Origin of the sequence: Kocuria flava, assembly GCF_001482365.1 — a bacterium.
Classification (GTDB): Bacteria; Actinomycetota; Actinomycetes; order Actinomycetales; family Micrococcaceae; genus Kocuria; species Kocuria flava.
On the sequence record NZ_CP013254.1, the window covers coordinates 3473168 to 3490222 of the forward strand.

Annotated in this window: 14 protein-coding genes and 1 tRNA gene; 9 read left to right on the forward strand and 6 right to left on the reverse strand. The window is 74.5% G+C overall.

What is annotated here, in order from left to right:
* The first annotated feature begins 22 nt into the window (after nt 1–22).
* Nucleotides 23–1327 carry an MFS transporter gene (locus AS188_RS15515; protein ID WP_058859592.1) on the forward strand — a complete coding sequence of 435 codons (1305 nt, stop codon included), beginning with the start codon at nt 23–25 and terminating at the stop codon, nt 1325–1327.
* A 41-nt stretch (nt 1328–1368) separates the two neighbouring features.
* On the opposite strand, the gene dcd is transcribed toward AS188_RS15515, so the two are convergent.
* Nucleotides 1369–1944 (reverse strand): dCTP deaminase, encoded by a 576-nt coding sequence (dcd, locus tag AS188_RS15520; RefSeq protein WP_058860000.1) that lies wholly within the window; start codon nt 1942–1944, stop codon nt 1369–1371.
* Between the two features lie 107 nt (nt 1945–2051).
* Here dcd and AS188_RS15525 point away from each other — a divergent pair.
* The 7 genes from AS188_RS15525 (at nt 2052) to AS188_RS15555 (ending at nt 8356) form a co-directional block, all read left to right on the forward strand.
* Nucleotides 2052–2122: transfer RNA gene (locus tag AS188_RS15525), tRNA-Gly, on the forward strand.
* Between the two features lie 144 nt (nt 2123–2266).
* Nucleotides 2267–2713 (forward strand): aspartate 1-decarboxylase, encoded by a 447-nt coding sequence (gene panD / locus AS188_RS15530; protein WP_058859593.1) that lies wholly within the window; start codon nt 2267–2269, stop codon nt 2711–2713.
* A 97-nt stretch (nt 2714–2810) separates the two neighbouring features.
* The gene (locus AS188_RS15535; protein ID WP_058859594.1) at nt 2811–3737 is read left to right on the forward strand and encodes an AEC family transporter; all 927 of its coding nucleotides are present in this window, start codon (nt 2811–2813) and stop codon (nt 3735–3737) included.
* Nucleotides 3738–3897: 160 nt separating this feature from the next.
* A complete protein-coding gene (locus tag AS188_RS15540) occupies nt 3898–5220 on the forward strand; it encodes an extracellular solute-binding protein (RefSeq protein WP_058859595.1) in 1323 nt (440 codons plus the stop codon).
* Nucleotides 5217–6206 (forward strand): carbohydrate ABC transporter permease, encoded by a 990-nt coding sequence (locus AS188_RS15545; protein ID WP_058859596.1) that lies wholly within the window; start codon nt 5217–5219, stop codon nt 6204–6206. The genes AS188_RS15540 and AS188_RS15545 overlap by 4 nt, the downstream gene beginning before the upstream one ends.
* Before the next feature lie 6 nt (nt 6207–6212).
* On the forward strand, nt 6213–7046 hold the full coding sequence (locus tag AS188_RS15550; protein WP_058859597.1) for a carbohydrate ABC transporter permease: 834 nt from the start codon (nt 6213–6215) through the stop codon (nt 7044–7046).
* 50 nt (nt 7047–7096) lie between these two features.
* Nucleotides 7097–8356 carry an ABC transporter ATP-binding protein gene (locus tag AS188_RS15555; RefSeq protein WP_058859598.1) on the forward strand — a complete coding sequence of 420 codons (1260 nt, stop codon included), beginning with the start codon at nt 7097–7099 and terminating at the stop codon, nt 8354–8356.
* A 206-nt stretch (nt 8357–8562) separates the two neighbouring features.
* Here the strand turns inward: AS188_RS15555 and AS188_RS15560 are convergent, their stop codons facing one another.
* The gene (locus tag AS188_RS15560) at nt 8563–9213 is read right to left on the reverse strand and encodes a hypothetical protein (protein WP_058859599.1); all 651 of its coding nucleotides are present in this window, start codon (nt 9211–9213) and stop codon (nt 8563–8565) included.
* A 150-nt stretch (nt 9214–9363) separates the two neighbouring features.
* Here AS188_RS15560 and AS188_RS15565 point away from each other — a divergent pair, with 150 nt between their 5' ends.
* On the forward strand, nt 9364–10350 hold the full coding sequence (locus AS188_RS15565; protein WP_058859600.1) for a hypothetical protein: 987 nt from the start codon (nt 9364–9366) through the stop codon (nt 10348–10350).
* A 124-nt stretch (nt 10351–10474) separates the two neighbouring features.
* Here the strand turns inward: AS188_RS15565 and AS188_RS15570 are convergent, their stop codons facing one another.
* From AS188_RS15570 to AS188_RS15585, 4 genes are all read right to left on the reverse strand, one after another.
* Nucleotides 10475–12367: an NHL domain-containing thioredoxin family protein gene (locus AS188_RS15570; protein ID WP_186815347.1), complete on the reverse strand. Its 1893-nt coding sequence runs from the start codon at nt 12365–12367 to the stop codon at nt 10475–10477.
* A gap of 126 nt (nt 12368–12493) precedes the next feature.
* Nucleotides 12494–14665, reverse strand: a complete 2172-nt coding sequence (locus AS188_RS15575; protein WP_058859602.1) for a bifunctional copper resistance protein CopD/cytochrome c oxidase assembly protein — start codon at nt 14663–14665, stop codon at nt 12494–12496.
* Nucleotides 14666–14808: 143 nt separating this feature from the next.
* Entirely contained in the window at nt 14809–16041 is a 1233-nt protein-coding gene (locus AS188_RS15580) for a Dyp-type peroxidase (protein WP_058859603.1), read from the reverse strand.
* Nucleotides 16034–16861 carry a copper chaperone PCu(A)C gene (locus tag AS188_RS15585; protein WP_058859604.1) on the reverse strand — a complete coding sequence of 276 codons (828 nt, stop codon included), beginning with the start codon at nt 16859–16861 and terminating at the stop codon, nt 16034–16036. Before AS188_RS15585 ends, AS188_RS15580 begins: the two co-directional genes overlap by 8 nt.
* Between the last annotated feature and the right edge of the window lie 194 nt (nt 16862–17055).

Consider the following 17055-nt stretch of genomic DNA (forward strand, 5'->3'; position numbering starts at 1 on the left):
CGGGTACACCTAGCATGACGGCATGGACGCCCCTCCCCCCGCCCCCGCACCGGCCCGCACGGACGCCGCCCCCGACCGCCGCCGGGTGTGGGCCTGGAGCCTGTGGGACGTGGGGTCGGCGGCGTTCAACGCGGTGATGACCACGTTCGTGTTCACGGTCTACCTCACCGGCGAGGCCTTCGGCGGGGAGAACCGGGCCTCCGCCGCGCTGGGCTGGGGCATGGGCGCCGCCGGCGTCGTCGTGGCCCTGCTGGCCCCGGTGGTGGGCCAGCGCAGCGACGGCACCGGGCGGCGCCGGTTCTGGCTGGGCACGAACACGATGCTCACGGCGCTGCTCACGGGCCTGTGCTTCTTCGTGCTGCCCGATCCGTCCTACCTGTGGCTCGGCGTGGGGCTGCTGGCGCTGGCCAACGTCTTCGACGAGTTCGCCGTGGTCAACTACAACGCGATGCTGCCGGGCCTCGCCGGCCGGGAGCACATCGGGCGGGTCAGCGGGCAGGGCTGGGCGATGGGCTACTTCGGCGGGATCCTCGCCCTGGCGATCGTCCTGTTCGGCTTCGTCAGCCCCGGGCTGCTGGGGCTGCCCGAGGAGGACGCCCTCAACGTCCGGGCCGTGGCCCTGTTCTCGGGGCTGTGGATCGCGGCGTTCTCCGTCCCGGTGCTGCTGGCGGTGCCCGACGCGCCGCCGGCCCACCGCGGCCCCCGGCCCTCCGTGCTGCGCTCCTACCGGCAGCTGGGGCGGACCCTGCGGGAACTGTGGCGCGACGCCCCCGACACCCTGCGCTTCCTGCTGGCCTCCGCCGTGTTCCGGGACGGGCTCAACGCGGTGTTCACCTTCGGCGGGGTGATCGCCGCCGGCACGTTCGGCTTCGGCCTCACCGACGTGATCGTCTTCGCGATCGTCGGCAACGTCGCCGCGGGCCTCGGCGCGCTCGTGGGCGGGCGCCTCGACGACCGGCTCGGCCCGAAGCGGGTGATCCTCGGTGCGCTGCTCGGGGTGCTCGCCGCGGGGACCCCGCTGCTGTTCCTGGAGAGCACGGCCGCGTTCTGGGTCTGCGGGCTCGCGCTGTGCCTGTTCGTGGGCCCGGCGCAGTCGGCCTCCCGCACGTTCCTGGGCCGGCTCACCCGGCCCGGCGGCGAGGGCGCCCTCTACGGCCTCTACGCGACCACGGGGCGGGCCGTGAGCTTCCTGGCCCCGACCCTCTTCGCGGTGTTCGTCTCGGCGCTCGGGGCCCAGCGCTGGGGGATCCTGGGGATCCTGCTCGTGGTCCTCGCCGGCACCGTCCTGCTGCTGGGCGTGCGCCCGCCGGCGGCCCGGGACCGCTGACCCGGCCCGGGCGGGCCCGCGCGGAGGGGCCGGTCCGGGGCTCAGATGCGGGTGCGCGAGAAGTTCAGGTGGCTGCGCGAGGCGGTGGGGCCGCGCTGGCCCTGGTAGCGGCTCGCGTAGGCGGCGTCCCCGTAGGGGTGCTCGGCCGGGGAGCTGAGCCGGAAGAAGCACAGCTGGCCGACCTTCGAGCCGGGCCACAGCTTGATCGGCAGGGTGGCCATGTTCGACAGCTCGAGGGTGACGTGGCCGGAGAACCCGGGGTCGATGAACCCCGCCGTCGAGTGGGTCAGCAGCCCGAGCCGGCCCAGCGAGGACTTGCCCTCGAGCCGGGCCGCGACGTCCTCGGGCAGGGTCACCTTCTCCCAGGTCGAGCCCAGGACGAACTCTCCCGGGTGGAGCACGAACGGCTCGTCGGGGTCGACCTCGACCAGCCGGGTGAGGTCGGGCTGCTCGACCGAGGGGTCGATGTGCGCGTACTTGTGGTTGTCGAACAGGCGGAACCAGCGGTCCAGGCGCACGTCGACGCTGGCGGGCTGGACCATGGCGGGGTCGTACGGCTCGAGGACGACCCGTCCCGCGTCGAGCTCCCGGCGGATGTCGCGGTCAGAGATCAGCACGGACCCCAAGGTAGCGCACCGTGCGGGTGCCGGGTGGCGGGCCCCGCAGGGTCGTGTACAGTGTTCGGTGTCCCGCCCGGCGCACCCGCCGAGCGGAACGAGGACGCGCGGCCGTAGCTCAATGGTAGAGCGCACGCTTCCCAAGCCTGATACGCGGGTTCGATTCCCGTCGGCCGCTCCGCGCGAGGAACGCCCTGTGCCGCACGGCACAGGGCGTTCGTCGTCCCCGCCCCTGCCCCGCGGCCGCCGCCTCCGGTAGAATCGCACCCGGCGCCCGCTCGGGCGACCGTCCCCGCCGCCTCCCAGGAGCACCGCTCACGTCATGCTGCGCACCATGTTCAAGGCCAAGATCCACCGCGCGACCGTGACCCAGGCCGACCTGCACTACGTCGGCTCCGTCACCGTCGACCAGGATCTGCTCGACGCCGCCGACATCCTCCCGGGCGAGCTGGTGGCCATCGTCGACGTCACCAACGGCGCGCGGCTGGAGACCTACACGATCGCCGGCGAGCGCGGCTCGGGCGTGATCGGCATCAACGGCGCCGCCGCCCACCTCGTCCACCCCGGCGACGTCGTCATCCTCATCAGCTACGCGCAGATGGACGACGCCGAGGCCCGCGCCCACGTGCCCTCCGTGGTGCACGTCGACGGGCGCAACCGGATCGTCGAGCTCGGCTCCGACCCCGCGGAGGCGCTGCTCGACGGCGTGGCCCGTCCCCCGCACGCCCGCGACCTCGCCGCCGCCCGGGCCGAGCTGCCCGCCGGCTGAGGCGCAGCCCCTCCCGCCGCGGCCGAGGACCCCGCCCCCGATGGGGTAGAACGGTAGGGGCCCGGACCCGCGGGCCCCGCAGTGCGAGGAGGGCTCCGTGGCCGGTGTGTTCTCGGGGTTCTTCATCGTCTGGGCGATCATCCTCACCGGCTGGTTCGTGGGCCGGCGCGGGATCCTCGGCCCGCAGGGGCAGCTGGTGCTCAGCAAGTTCGCCTTCTACGTCGCCAGCCCCCCGCTGCTGTTCGTCACCATCGCGGAGGCGGACGTCGCCCGGATGCTCTCCGCCCCCCTGCTGGTCGCCGCCGTCTCGGCGTGGACGACCACCCTCGTCTACGCCGGGCTGTCCCGGTGGGTGCTGCGCCGCGACCTCGCCGCGACCGTGATGGGCGCCCAGGCGGCCTCCCAGGTGAACTCCGCGAACCTGGGCATCCCGATCGCCGCGTTCGTGCTCGGCGACGCCACCCAGGTGGTGCCGGTGATCCTCTTCCAGCTGGCCCTCAACACCCCGGTCTACCTCACCGTGATGGACACCCTCACGGACGGGCGCCGCCCCAGCCCCGTCACGGTCCTGGGCAACGTGGTGACCAACCCGATGATCGTGGGCTCCGGTCTGGGGATCCTCTTCGGGGTGACCGGCTGGCAGCTGCCCGAGGTCCTGCAGCAGCCGGTGGAGCTGATCGCGGGCGCCTCCATCCCGGCGATGCTGCTGGCCTTCGGGATCTCCCTGGTGGGGGCCACGCCCCTGCGCCGCGGCGAGAGCCCGCGGCGGGACGTGCTGCTGGCCTCGGCCTGCAAGCTGCTGCTGCACCCGGTGCTGGCCTTCCTGCTGGCCCGGTTCGTGCTGGGACTGGACGGGCACCTGCTCTACGCCGTCGTCGTCATGGCCGCCCTGCCCACGGCGCAGAACATCTACGTCGCGGCCGTCCGCTACGGGCGCTCCGAGCTGCTGTGCCGCGACACCGTGCTGCTGACCACCGTGCTGGCCATGCTCACCATGGCCGCCGTGGCCCTGCTGCTGGCCTGAGCGCCGTCCCCCGATGTGACACGACTGCGAATGGCCAGGTTACTGGTCTGTGAGGTGTGCCACCCATAGACTGAAGTTCCGCGGGAGGACGGCACCGGCCCCACAGGCCCGGCCCTCCCCTCCCCGGAGCGTCGCACCGTCGAAGGGGAGGAACAGACCGTTGACCACCACCTCACACGCCCAGCAGGCCCGCGGGCGAGGGCGGCGCGGCACGGCCGCGGCCCTCGGCGCCGTGGGCGCTCTGGTCCTCACCGGGTGCGGCGGCGCCGACGCCGGTGGCACCCCGACCCTGACCTGGTACATCAACCCCGACGCCGGCGGGCAGGCCGAGCTGGCCCAGCAGTGCACGGAGCAGTCGGGCGGGCGCTACCGCATCGAGACCTCGCTGCTGCCGCGCGATGCGGCCTCGCAGCGGGAGCAGCTGGCCCGCCGCCTGGCCGCCGGGGACAGCTCCATGGACATCATGAGCCTGGACCCGCCGTTCATCCCCGAGCTCGCGGAGCCCGGCTTCCTGGCGGCGCCCCCGCAGGAGGTCGTGGACGCGACGACCCAGGACGTGCTGGACGGGCCCCTCGAGGGCGCCCGGTGGAACGACGAGCTGGTGACCATCCCCTTCTGGGCCAACACCCAGCTGCTGTGGTACCGCGAGTCCGTGGCCGAGGCCGCCGGACTGGACATGGACCGGCCCGTGACGTGGCAGCAGATCATGGACGCGGCCCGCCGGCAGGACAAGTACCTGGGGGTGCAGGGCACGCAGGGCGAGTCGATGACGGTGTGGGTCAACGGGCTCGTGAAGTCGGCCGGCGGGGAGATCATCGAGAACCCCGAGGCCCCCGCGGACGAGATCTCCGTGGGCCTCGACTCCGAGGCCGGGCGCCAGGCCGCCGAGATCGTGGGCACGATCGGGCGCGACGGCCTCGGCGGGCCGGGCCTGCCCACCAGCGACGAGAACGCCTCGATGATCCAGTTCCAGTCCGAGCAGGGCTCGTTCATGGTCAACTGGCCGTTCATCTACGCCGCGACCGCCGCGGCCGTGGAGGACGGCACGGTCGAGGCCTCCGTCTACGAGGACATCGGCTGGGCCCTGTGGCCGCGCGTGGACGCGGACACCCCCTCCGCCCCGCCCCTGGGCGGGATCAACCTCGGCGTGGGGGCGACCTCCGAGCACCAGGACCTCGCGTGGGAGGCGGTGGAGTGCATCGTCCAGCCGGAGAACCAGGCGCACTACTTCGTCACCAACGGCAACCCGGCGGCGTCCGAGGCCGCCTACGAGGACCCGGAGGTGCGCGAGGCGTACCCGATGTACGCGACGATCCGGGAGTCCCTCGACCAGGCCGCCCCGCGACCCCAGACCCCGTTCTACAACGAGGTCTCGACGGCGATCCAGCAGGAGTGGACCCCGCCGGCCTCCGTCACCGAGAGCACGCCCCGGAACACCGCCGAGTTCATCGAGGCCGTCCTGAGAGGAGACCGTCTGCTATGAGCACCGTCGCCAACCCCAACGCCCCGGGCACCGAGACGACGGCCGGTCAGCGCCCGCCCTCGGGCCGGCGCAGCGCAGGGCCCGTGCTCTCGGACCGCGCCCGCTCCGAGCGCAAGCTCGGGTGGATGCTCGCCGGGCCGGCGTTCGTGATCATGCTCCTGGTCACGATGTACCCGATCCTGCAGGCGCTCTACGACTCGATGTTCTCGTTCCGCCTCACGGCCCCCGACGAGAAGTCCTTCGTCTTCCTCGGCAACTACGCCACGGTCCTCACCGACCCGGTGTTCCTGCGGGACCTGTGGGTGACCGTGCTGATCACCATCATCACCGTGCTCGTGGAGCTCGTGCTGGGCTTCGCCCTCGCCCTCGTGATGAACAACGCCATCCGCAACACCCGGGGCCTGCTGCGCACCGCGATCCTCGTGCCCTACGGCATCATCACCGTGGTCTCGGCCTTCGCCTGGTTCTACGCGTTCGACATCACCACCGGCTACGTCAACAACTGGTTCTCCTGGGTGCCGGGCATCGGGCCGGACTTCAACTGGTTCTCCTCCCAGTGGCCGGCCCTGTTCGTGATCATGGCCTCGGAGATCTGGAAGACCACCCCGTTCATCTCCCTGCTGCTGCTCTCGGGCCTGGCCCAGGTGCCGAGCGAGTACACGGAGGCGGCGAAGGTCGACGGCGCCACGTGGTGGCAGCGGATGTCGAGGGTGATCCTGCCGAACATGAAGGCCGCGATCATGGTCGCGGTGGTGTTCCGCGCGCTGGACGCCTTCCGCATCTTCGACAACATCTTCATCATGACCCAGGGCCAGTACGGCACCGAGACGCTGTCGCTGCTGGCCTACCGCACCTCGATCGGGCGCCTGGAGATCGGCCTCGGCTCGGCGGTGTCCGTGATCCTGTTCGTGTGCGTGCTGCTGATCGCCTTCATCGCCATCAAGGTGTTCAAGGTCGACCTCGCCGGCTCCGGGAAGGGAAGGTAGTCCCCCATGTCCACCAAGCAGAAGCTCGGCTGGGCCGTGGTCTCGGTCCTCGTGCTGGTCTACGCCCTGTTCCCCGTGGCCTCGATCCTCATGACGTCGTTCAAGTCCCCCTCGGACCTCACCTCCGGGAAGTTCCTGCCCACCCGGTGGGTCGGGGAGAACTACGAGATGATCTTCGTCGGCTCGGCCCGCGACCTGTTCGTCCCGGCGCTGATCAACTCGATCGGCATCTCCCTGATCGCCACGTTCATCGCCGTGGTGCTGGCGACGTTCTGCGCCTACGCGATCGCCCGCCTCGACTTCCCGGGCAAGAAGCTGATCCTCACCGTGGCGCTGGCCGTCTCGGTGTTCCCGGTGATCTCCGTGGTGACCCCGCTGTTCAACCTGTGGCGCCAGATCGGGCTCTACGACACCTGGCCCGGCCTGATCATCCCCTACCTCTCGCTGACCCTGCCGATCTCCATCTGGACGCTCACGGCGTTCTTCCAGCAGATCCCGTGGGACCTCGAGCGGGCGGCGCAGGTGGACGGCGCCACGACGTGGCAGGCCTTCCGCAAGGTCATCGTCCCGCTGGCCGCGCCGGGGGTGTTCACCACCGCGATCATCGCGTTCTTCATCGCGTGGAACGACTTCGTCTACGGCATCGGCCTGACCTCCACGGAGGCCGCCCGCCCCGTGCCGGCGGCGCTCGCGTTCTTCACCGGCGCCTCGCAGTTCGAGGACCCGGCGGGGGCGATCTCCGCGGCCGCGATCATCGTGACCATCCCGGTGGTGCTGCTGGTGCTGCTCTTCCAGCGCCAGATCGTCTCCGGCCTGACCCAGGGCGCGGTCAAGGGCTGAGCCCGGCCGCCCACGCACCTCCCGATCCGACACGAAGGACTGAGTCCCAGATGGCATCCATCACCCTCAAGAACCTCGTCAAGAAGTACGGCGACGGGTTCCCCGCCGTCAACGACGTCTCGATCGACATCGCCGACGGGGAGTTCCTCATCCTGGTGGGCCCCTCCGGCTGCGGCAAGTCGACCCTGCTGCGCATGATCGTGGGCCTCGAGGACATCACCTCCGGGGACCTGCTCATCGACGGCCAGCGGGTCAACGAGAAGGAGCCCCGCGAGCGCAACCTCTCGATGGTCTTCCAGAACTACGCGCTCTACCCGCACCTGACGGTCTACGAGAACATCGCGTTCCCGCTGCGGCTGTCCAAGGGGAAGTTCTCCCAGGAGGAGATCGACCGGAAGGTCCGCCACGCCGCCTCGACCCTGGACCTCGACGAGCACCTCGAGCGCAAGCCGGCGAACCTCTCCGGCGGCCAGCGCCAGCGCGTGGCGATGGGCCGGGCGATCGTGCGGGACGCCGACGCGTTCCTCTTCGACGAGCCCCTGTCCAACCTGGACGCGAAGCTGCGCGGCCAGATGCGCACCGAGATCGCCCAGCTGCAGCGGCGGATGGGCATCACCTCGATCTACGTCACCCACGACCAGACCGAGGCGATGACCCTCGGCGACCGGGTGGCCGTGCTGAAGAAGGGCGTGCTGCAGCAGATCGCGTCCCCGCGGGAGCTCTACGAGCAGCCCGTCAACCTGTTCGTGGCCGGGTTCATCGGCTCGCCGTCGATGAACTTCATCCCGGCGCACGTGCGCGGCGGGGTGTTCGTGACGCCCCTGGGCGAGATCGCCGTCCCCGAGCAGGCCGCCGGCAGGCTGCCCGCCGACGACTCGATCGTGCTGCTGGGCGTGCGCCCGGAGCACTTCGAGGACGCGAAGTTCGTGGACGAGGCGATCGCCGCGCGCGGGACGACCTTCGACGCCCGCTTCACCCACACCGAGTGGCTGGGCAACCAGCAGTACGGCTACATCCGCTACCAGCCCGACGAGGCCGTGCAGTCGAAGCTCAACGAGCTCGCCCGCGACCTGGACGCCGACGAGATGACCCCGCAGCTGGTGGTCTCCCTCGACGCGTCCTCGCGCATCCGCGGCGGCACGGAGGGCCGGATCTGGCGGGACACCCGCCGGATGCACGTCTTCGACCCGGAGACCGGCGAGAACCTCACCCGCGACGCCGAGGCCGGGGCCGAGCTGACCCGCGAGGCTGCCGAGGAGCGCACGGCCGAGATCGAGCGGGCCCGCCAGGAGCAGGCCGCGGCCGGGTGAGCCCCGCGCCGGCCGGCCCGGCGCACGGCAGGCAGGTCCGAGGAGCCCGCCCCCGTCCCGGGGGCGGGCTCCTCCCCCGTTCCCCGGCCCGGGGGCGGGCTCCTCCCCCGTTCCCCGGCCCGCCCGCGGCGGCGCGCCGTGCGGGGCCCCGGCCCGGGGTACCGACGCGGCGGCCGGGCCGGCGGGACCTCCGCGCCCCGGGAGGCTCAGGCGCCGGCCTGCTGGGCCCAGGGCAGCCACAGGACCAGGCCGACGACGGCCAGCAGCACGGCGGCCGTCGCAGCGGAGCGCACCCGCGGGTGGCGCAGCCGCCAGGGCACGAGCCGGGGCCACCGGGCGGCGAGCTCGGGCGCGGTCGCGGACGGCACCCGGGTGCAGGGCCGCCCCAGCGACTCCGCGAGCTCCCCGAGGGTCCGGGCGTCCCACACCGGGCCGTCGAGGGCCAGCACGCGGCGCCCTCCGCGCCCGGCGGCCCACAGGTGCGCGGTGGCGCCCCCGCGCGGGGCGTCGGGCGCGCGGCGCAGGGCCTCGACGAGCACCACGTGCTCGATCCCGTCCAGGGGCGCGGCGGCGAAGCCCACGGTGCGCGAGCGCAGCACGTGGGTGTCGGTGCGCACGGCCAGGGCGGGGCGCAACCGGCTCCAGCACGCGGCGGCCGCGAGCACGACGAGGACGAGCACCAGAAGACCGGTCCCGCCCGGGGGCCGCCGCCAGAACAGCAGCAGCACCCCGGCGACGGCGACCGCGAGGGCCGGCAGGCACGCGAGCACCCTCCGGCCGTAGGCGCCCAGTCGCGGGCGGAAGGCCCGGCGCGCGGGACCGTACTGGGCGGGGACCTGCCGGAGGGCGTCGGCCACGGGGGAGCTCCTGACGGGGGTTCGGGGACGGTGCGGGGCGCGGCGGGCCGGAACGTGGCGGCACCGGCCCGGCCCGGGCGGCGGCAGGGGAAGCGTACCCGCCGCGGGTGGACGCGGGGTGGACGGGCCGGGATCGGATAGCGTGAGCGGATGGACTCGAACACCCGCGTGCTCAAGGCCGTCGGGGCCTGGCTGTTCCTGCTCGTGCTCGCGGTGGCCGCCGCCGCCGTCACGATCGCCCTGGTCAACAAGTACCTCTACGGCCCCACCACGGACGTGCGCGCCTACGTCGAGGACCTGCGCGACGGCGAGGGCGGGGAGGCGCTGGGGCTGCTCAACGCCGAGGTCCCGGAGGCCGACGCCGCGATGCTCGACGGCGCCCCGCTCGAGGCCGCCGCCGGCTCCCTCGAGGACGTCGAGGTGAGCACCGTCGAGGACAGCGGGGACGGCGGCGCCGCGGTGCGCGCCGAGTACGTCCTCGACGGGCAGCAGCACAGCTCGCAGTTCGACCTGCACCCGGTGGACACCCAGTGGGGTTTCTTCACGGTGTGGGCCTTCGACGGGTCCCGCCTGCCCGTCGTCGAGGTGAGCCTGCCCGGCGCCTCCTCCGTCGACCTCAACGGCACGGCGGTGGCCCTGCCCGGGTCCTCGGGCGAGTTCGCGGTGTTCTACCCGGGGGTCTACACCGCCTCCTACGACTCCGAGCTGGTGCGCGCCGAGCCGCGGACCGCGGTCGTGACCGGGCCGGGCCAGCGGGCGCGGATCGAGCTCGAGGCGGAGCCGACCGACCGGCTGCGCGAGGAGGTCGACCGGCAGCTGCGCGAGCACCTCGAGGGCTGCGCGGAGCAGGACACGCTCTACCCCGCCGGCTGTCCCTTCTCCTACGAGTTCGACGGCCGGGTCGCCGGCGAGGTCGAGTGGAGCATCGTCGAGCACCCCGAGCCGGAGATCGTCGTGGGCACCCGCGGCGGGGGCGGCTGGGGCCTGGAGCCGGCGCGGGGCACGGCGCGCATCGCCTTCGACTCCCTGGACCTGTTCACGGGGGAGGTCGAGCGGGTCGAGCGCGAGGTGCCCTTCGAGGTCTCGGCCGACCTCGCGGTCGACCGCTCGACCGTGACGGTCACCCCGCGCGGCTGAGCCCCCGGGCCGCGGGCCGCAGCGGCCGGCGGCCCGGCGTGCTCCGGGGACCCGGCGGGGACCACCCCGCCGGGTCCCCGGAGCCGCGGGCGCAGCTCCGGGGCCGGCGGCCCCGGAGGGGGCCTCAGCTGACCCCGCGCAGGTCCAGGACGAGCTCGTCGTCCCCCTCGGGGTCCAGCACGAAGGGGATGCCCCAGTCCTGCTGGTAGAGGTGGCAGGCGGCGTGGTCGGGGATCTCCCCGCCCGGCTCGCCGTCGCAGGCCGCGGCGCGCGCGGTGATGTGCAGGACCCCCTCGCGCACCCCCTCGGCGAGCACGAGCTCCCGGCGCAGCCCCTGGGCCGTGCCCGCCCCCTGGCCCAGCGCCTCCTCCGGGGAGGCGGAGATCTTCAGCTGCGTCGGGTCGCCCCACCGGTCGTCGAGCTTCTGGCCCGTGGGGGCGCTGAAGCGCACGTCGACCGTCAGCGCGCCGGGGGCCAGCCTCGTGCGGGGCCGCTGCGTCTGCGCGGCGCCCTCGTCGACCCGCTGGGCGGCCGCCGGGACCGGGACCCGCACGAGGCGGTGGGCGTTGGCCTCCACGACCACGAGCAGCGGCTGCTCCCCCGAGACGTCGAGCAGGACGTCGGAGGGCTCGGCGAGGCCGCGGGCCAGTGTCGCGACCTGGCCGGTGCGCGGGTCGTAGTGGCGCACGGCGCCGTTGTAGGTGTCGGCCACGGCCACGGAGCCGTCGGGCAGCTGGGCCACGCCGAGGCAGTGCTGCATCCGGGCCTGCGCGGCGTCGCCGTCGCGGAAGCCGAAGTCGAACAGTCCCTCGCCCACGGCGGTCTCGACGGCCGCGGCGCCGTCGTCGTCGAACCGGACCACGCGCAGGGCGGAGGTCTCGGAGTCGGCGACCCACACGTTGCCGTGGTGGTCCTCGGCCAGCCCGGAGGACTGCGCGAACCACGCCTCGCCGGCCGCGCCGTCCTTGAGGCCCTCGTCGCCGGTGCCCGCGAGCACGGCCAGGCGGCCGGTGCGCGGGTCGAAGGAGAACAGCTGGTGGGTGCCGGCCATCGCGACGACGAGCCGGTCGGCGGCCGTGGACCACACGACGTCCCACGGCGAGGACAGCGCCACGTCCAGCGGGTCGGCGTCGGGGTCGATGTGGTTGGGCTCCGCGCCGCGGGCCCGCTCCTCGTCGAGCAGGCGCTGCACGCCGTTGCCGGCGACCGTGCGGACCCGGCCCGTGGCGAGCTCGACCCCGCGCAGGCGGTGGTTGACGGAGTCGGCGACGACGACGTCGTAGCCGACCGCCGCCCGCACCTGCTCCGGCAGCAGGGTCAGGCCCTGCGGCTCGGTGAAGCGGGCGGCCCCCGCGTCCCCGTCCTCGTGGCCCTTGCCGGCGCCGATGACGCGCTGGACGGTCTCGAGGTCGTTGCCGAGCTGGACCAGCCGGTGGTGGCCGGTGTCGGAGACGAGGAACGAGCCGTCCGGCAGGGGCAGGACCTTCCCGGGGAAGCGCAGGTCGCCCTCGGGCGCGGGGCGGGGGACGTAGGGACCGTCGCCGCGGTGCAGGGTGCCCTTGGCCTCGTGCTCGGCCACGAGCTCCTCGACGAGGGGGACGAGGCCCTGCACGTGGCCCTCCCCGGAGAGGTGGGCCACGATGTAGCCCTCGGGGTCGACGACGACGAGCGTGGGCCACGCGCGGGCCGTGTAGGCCTGCCACGTGGTCAGCTCGGGGTCGTCGAGGACCGGGTGGTGGATCTCGTAGCGGTCCACGGCCGCGGCCAGGGCCTCCGGGTCGGCCTCGTGCTCGAACTTCGGGGAGTGCACCCCGACGGTCACGAGCACGTCGGCGAAGCGCTCCTCGAGGGGGCGCAGCTCGTCGAGCACGTGCAGGCAGTTGATGCAGCAGAAGGACCAGAAGTCCAGGATCACGACCTTGCCGCGCAGCGCGGCGAGGTCCAGCGGCTTGTCGCCGGTGTTGAGCCAGGCCCGGCCCTCCAGCTCGGAGGCGCGGACGCGGGAGGTGAGGCGCACGGTGTCAGGTCCTTTCGACGGCGTGGTGAGGTGCTCTGTCAGGTGGTCAGCGCGGGGGGCGCGGCCGGTGGTCCGGCCCCGCCCCGCGCAGGTCCGCGCGCCCTCGGGAGCGCGGGGACGGGCGGGTCAGCGCCGGGCGGCGCGGTCGTCGTGCTCGGCGAGCCCGGCCATCATCTCGTTGTAGGCCTTCAGCTCGGCGTCGTCGGTCCGGTCGGCCTTCCGGTCGGCGCGGCGGTTCTCCTTCGTGCCCTCGATCGCCCACAGCACGGCGACGACGACGGCCACCACGACCGTGGGGAACTCCCCGATGCCCCACATCAGGGCCCCGCCGAACTGCTGGTCCTCGATCGCCGTCCGGCCCCAGTCGCGGCCCGTGTTGCCGAACCAGGAGGCCTGCAGCAGGGTGTCCGAGCCCATGAGGGCGACGCCCACGAAGGCGTGGTAGACCATCGTGGCCAGCAGCAGCACGAGCCGCATCATGTGCCCGGGCCGGCGCGGGATGGGGTCGGTGCCGATGAGCACGAGCATGAACAGGTACCCGGTGATCAGGAAGTGGGTGACCATGAACACGTGGCCCACGTGGTAGCGGAGGGTGAGGCCGAACAGCGGGGTGAAGTAGAAGACCACGATCGAGGCGGCGAAGTTCACCGCGGCGAACACGGGGTGGGTGACGACCCGGCTCCAGGTCGAGTGCACCAGGCGCAGGATCCACTCGCGGGGCCCGCGGGAGCCGTCCTGCCGGGGCTCGAGGGCCTTCAGCAGCAGGGTCACCGGGGAGCCCAGCACGAGGAAGATCGGCACGACCATGGTCAGCATCATGTGCTCGACCATGTGGGCGGAGAACAGCACCCGGCCGTAGACGGCCGGCCCGCCCGAGGTGATCCAGAACAGCACGCCCAGCCCGGTGACCCAGGACAGGGCGCGCAGCACGGACCACGCGTCCCCGCGCCGGCGCACCCGCACCATCGCGCGCAGGTAGACCACGAGCAGGACCAGGCACACCGTCAGCCACAGCCAGTCCACGCGCCACGTGGTGAACCACGAGGCCGCGGTGGGCTCGGGCGGCAGCTCGTACCAGGTGAGGATCAGGGCCGGGGAGGCGTCCGGGGCGATCGTCTCGGGCACGGGCGGGGCGGTGCGCGAGAGCGCCACGGCCAGGCCCATGACGGCGCCCATGACGAGCAGCTCGCCCAGGACCAGCTGCCACACCGCGCGGCGGGGCCCGATCCGCCCGGCCTCGAGCCCGGGGATCAGCCGGCGGCGGTGGAGGAGGCCGGCCGCCCCGAGCAGCAGGGTCAGCACGGCCTTGGTCAGGGCGATCTCCCCGTAGGGGCTGAACAGCTGGTCCCAGGAGCCGATGCGCACCGCGGAGTTGACCACCCCGGAGGCGGCGACGAGCAGGAACGCGGCGAGCGCGACCGCGGAGAAGCGGCGCAGCACGACGGCGGCCAGCGGCACCCGCCGCACGGCCCCGCCGGTGCGGCCGCGGGCGGACCCGGCGGGCAGAGCCGCGGTGCCGGCGTCCGGGGCGTCGAGCCACGGCGCGAGCCAGGCGAGGACCACGAGCCCGCCGGTCCACAGGCACACCCCGAGCAGGTGCAGGCCGAGGGAGTTGACCGCGCCCATGTGGTCGTTGCCGCCGGCGGAGTGGCCGTTGAGGGCCATGGCCACGAGGGCGGTGCACGCGAGGCCGGCGGTCAGCAGCAGCCCGAGGAGGGCGCGCACCCCGAAGAGCAGGGTCGTGACCACGGCGGCGACCACGACGATCACGGACTGGGCCTGCCCCGTGGGGATCTCGGTGGCGTAGTGCACCAGCTGCCCGGTGTAGGTCTCGTCCCCGCCCACGGGCACACCGGCCACGTCCGAGTAGGAGAGCACGAGCACCGCGACCGCGGCCACGGTCCACACGACCGCGGCCGCGCCGCCGAGGCGCAGCGTCTGCGTGAACAGCGGGTGCTCCGGCGCGGGGTCCTGCCCGGTGCCGCGGCGGCGGCCGCTCCCCCGGTGCTTCGGCACGATCCCGAGGGCGAACAGCAGGGAGCCGAGCACCACGACGAGGGCGCCGTCGTGGACGACCTCCGCCACGGGCAGGCCCCACCGCACCAGGGCGCCGGGGTCCGCGGCCAGGCGCGGGGCGCCGGAGCCGCTCCACAGCATCGCCAGCACGAGCGCCGTGAGGGCGACGACGGGCACGGCCGCGAGCGTCCACGGCTCCGGCCGGCGGCCGCCGGTCCCCCGGGTCCCCGTCTCCTGCGGCCCCGTGCCGCGGTCGGTGCGCTGCACCGTCCTGGAAGTCATGCGTGCGTCTCCTTCACCCGCCCCTCGACGACGGGGCGGTCCGCTCCCCATTGTCCCCCGCCGCGCAAGCCGGTGGGGCCGGGGGTGGCGGGGCTCACGGGGCCCGGCCGCGGCGGGCCGGGCCCCGGGCGGTGCCGTGGCGCTCAGGCCCGCAGCAGGACGTCGCCCACGAACCCGTCCTCGGCGCAGCCCGGCGGCACCGCGAACACGGCCGAGCCGACGGGCGTCGTCCACGCGTTGAGCATGTCCAGCTCGTCGAGACGGCGCTGGATCGGCACGAACTGCCGGTCGGGGTCGGCCTGGTAGGACGCGAAGATCATCCCCGCGTCGCCGGCCCCGCCCGCCCCGGGCAGGTCGTAGTTGTAGACCCGCCGGTGGATCCGCTCCACCGGGTCCGCCGGGCGCGCGCGGCGCACGTGGGCGTAGGGCGCGATGACCGGGAAGCCGAGGGGGCTCGTCGCCGCCAGGTCCGGTTCGTCGTGCTCGGCGGTGCCCGTCAGGGGTGCGCCGTCGGCCAGCCGGCGGCCCACCGCGTCCTCGCGGGCGGGGGTGTCGACCTCGTCCCAGGCGTCGAGGTCCATCCGGATCCGGCGGACCACCAGGGCGGTGCCGTCCTCGATCCACGGGGCCGTGTCCGCCCCGCCGTAGACCACGCGCTCGAACTCCTCGGACCCGGGGCGGGCATCCGCGGTGCCGTCGACCTGGCCGAAGAGGTTGCGCATCGTGGTGCCCTCCGGGACGGCCCCGACCGTGTGCCGGAACCCGTCCTGCACCCACCGCACGGTCGCGCTGGAGCGGGCGCCCTTGAGGAGCACCCGCTGCGCGTGGGAGAGCGCGAGCCGGTCGTCCGCGCACAGCTGCAGCAGCAGGTCCCCGCCGCTCCAGCGCTCCTCGAGGCGGTCGATCGAGAACGCGGGCAGGGGCCGCAGCCACGGCGGCACCCGGTCGGGGGCGAGCAGGCCCAGCAGCCGCGGGCCGAACCCGAAGGTCACCGAGAGCCGGGCCGGGTGCTCGGCCAGCCACGGCTCCTGGTCCCCGACCGGGGCCGTGCCGCGGGCGAGGTCGGCGGCGTCGGCGGAGAGCACCCGCAGCAGGCGCCGCACGGCCTCCGGACCGGCGCCCGGGCGCAGGTCCAGGGCCACGAAGGACGCGAACGCCTGCGGCACGGTGCCCACCCCGGCCTGCCGGGCCCCGTGGAAGGGCTCGGTCCGCCCGCCGTGGGCCGCGGGCACGGGCGGGTCCGGCGGGGGCGCGGCGGTGCCGCGGCGCAGGGACTCGGCCCCGAGCGCCGTGGCCGCGCCGGCGGAGGCGACGCCGCCGGCCACGAGCAGCCCGCGGCGGCTCAGCCCGCCGCGGCGGGGGTCGGGCTCACGCATCGCAGGCGGGCAGCTCGGCGGCCGCCGTCGTGCCGTCGTGGGCCGCGCCCGTTCCCGTCCCGGAGGCCCCGTGCGCGGAGTCCCCGTCCGCGGAGCCGTCGTGCCCGGAGCTCTCCTGCGCGGTGTCCCCGGGCGACGACGCGGCGGGCGAGGTGGTTCCGTGGGACGCCGGGGCGCCCTCCTCGGGCCCCTCGCCGGGGCGGTACTCCTCCCGGGCCCCGGCGTAGTCGCGGATCGCCGCCGTGAGCACCTGCTCGGTGCCGTCCTCGAACTGCAGGCGCAGCGCGAGCTCGTCCCCGGCGTAGAGCCCGCACCGCAGGTCCAGGAGCATGATGTGGTCGGCCCCGGGCTCGAGCGCGTAGGAGTCCCCCGGCGCGATCGTCACGGGCTCCTGGAGCCGCCGCATCACGGTGGCCCCGGTCTCCGGGTCCAGGACGGTCTCGTGCAGCTCGACGGCGCCGGCGACGCCCTCGGCGCTCGCGCCGGTCAGCACGACCGGGGTGTCGCCGTCGTTGACGAGCGTGCCGAACACGCCCGTCATGCCGCCGGTCGTGCGGGCCTTGGCCCAGGGCTGCTCGACGGTCAGCGGCCCGGCCGCGGTGCCGTCCGCGGCGGCGCTCGCGGCGGCGGTGGCGCTCGCGGCGGCGGTGGCCTCCGGTCCGGCCGCCGGGGCCCCGCAGCCGGTGAGGGCCAGGGCGCCGAGCGCGAGCACGGCCGTGCCGCGCAGCAGGCGCGGCAGGGACCTCCCGGCGGGACGCTGCGGTGCGGACGGGGAGCCGGCGGCGGTGCGGATCGGGGTGGGGTGCACGGTGGTGCGCATGGTGGTGGTCCTTCGGGGACGGGCGCGGCCGGGGCCGCGCCGGAAGCGGGTGCGGGACGTGCGGGTGGGCACGGGAGCGGGTCCCGGTGCCCTGCCGGCGGGCGGGGACGGGCGGCCGGGCGAGAGGACGCGCGGGCCCGGCCGTGGCGACGGCTGCGGCGCCGACGGGACCGGCGACGGCCGCGCCGACCTCG

What these genes read in the sequence shown, in the direction of transcription:
- AS188_RS15575 (WP_058859602.1), bottom strand. Translation starts at nt 14,665, where the DNA reads ATGACTTCCAGGACGGTGCAGCGCACCGACCGCGGCACGGGGCCGCAG.
- panD (WP_058859593.1), top strand. Translation starts at nt 2,267, where the DNA reads ATGCTGCGCACCATGTTCAAGGCCAAGATCCACCGCGCGACCGTGACC.
- AS188_RS15545 (WP_058859596.1), top strand. Translation starts at nt 5,217, where the DNA reads ATGAGCACCGTCGCCAACCCCAACGCCCCGGGCACCGAGACGACGGCC.
- AS188_RS15550 (WP_058859597.1), top strand. Translation starts at nt 6,213, where the DNA reads ATGTCCACCAAGCAGAAGCTCGGCTGGGCCGTGGTCTCGGTCCTCGTG.
- AS188_RS15585 (WP_058859604.1), bottom strand. Translation starts at nt 16,861, where the DNA reads ATGCGCACCACCGTGCACCCCACCCCGATCCGCACCGCCGCCGGCTCC.
- AS188_RS15515 (WP_058859592.1), top strand. Translation starts at nt 23, where the DNA reads ATGGACGCCCCTCCCCCCGCCCCCGCACCGGCCCGCACGGACGCCGCC.
- AS188_RS15565 (WP_058859600.1), top strand. Translation starts at nt 9,364, where the DNA reads ATGGACTCGAACACCCGCGTGCTCAAGGCCGTCGGGGCCTGGCTGTTC.
- AS188_RS15580 (WP_058859603.1), bottom strand. Translation starts at nt 16,041, where the DNA reads ATGCGTGAGCCCGACCCCCGCCGCGGCGGGCTGAGCCGCCGCGGGCTG.
- AS188_RS15555 (WP_058859598.1), top strand. Translation starts at nt 7,097, where the DNA reads ATGGCATCCATCACCCTCAAGAACCTCGTCAAGAAGTACGGCGACGGG.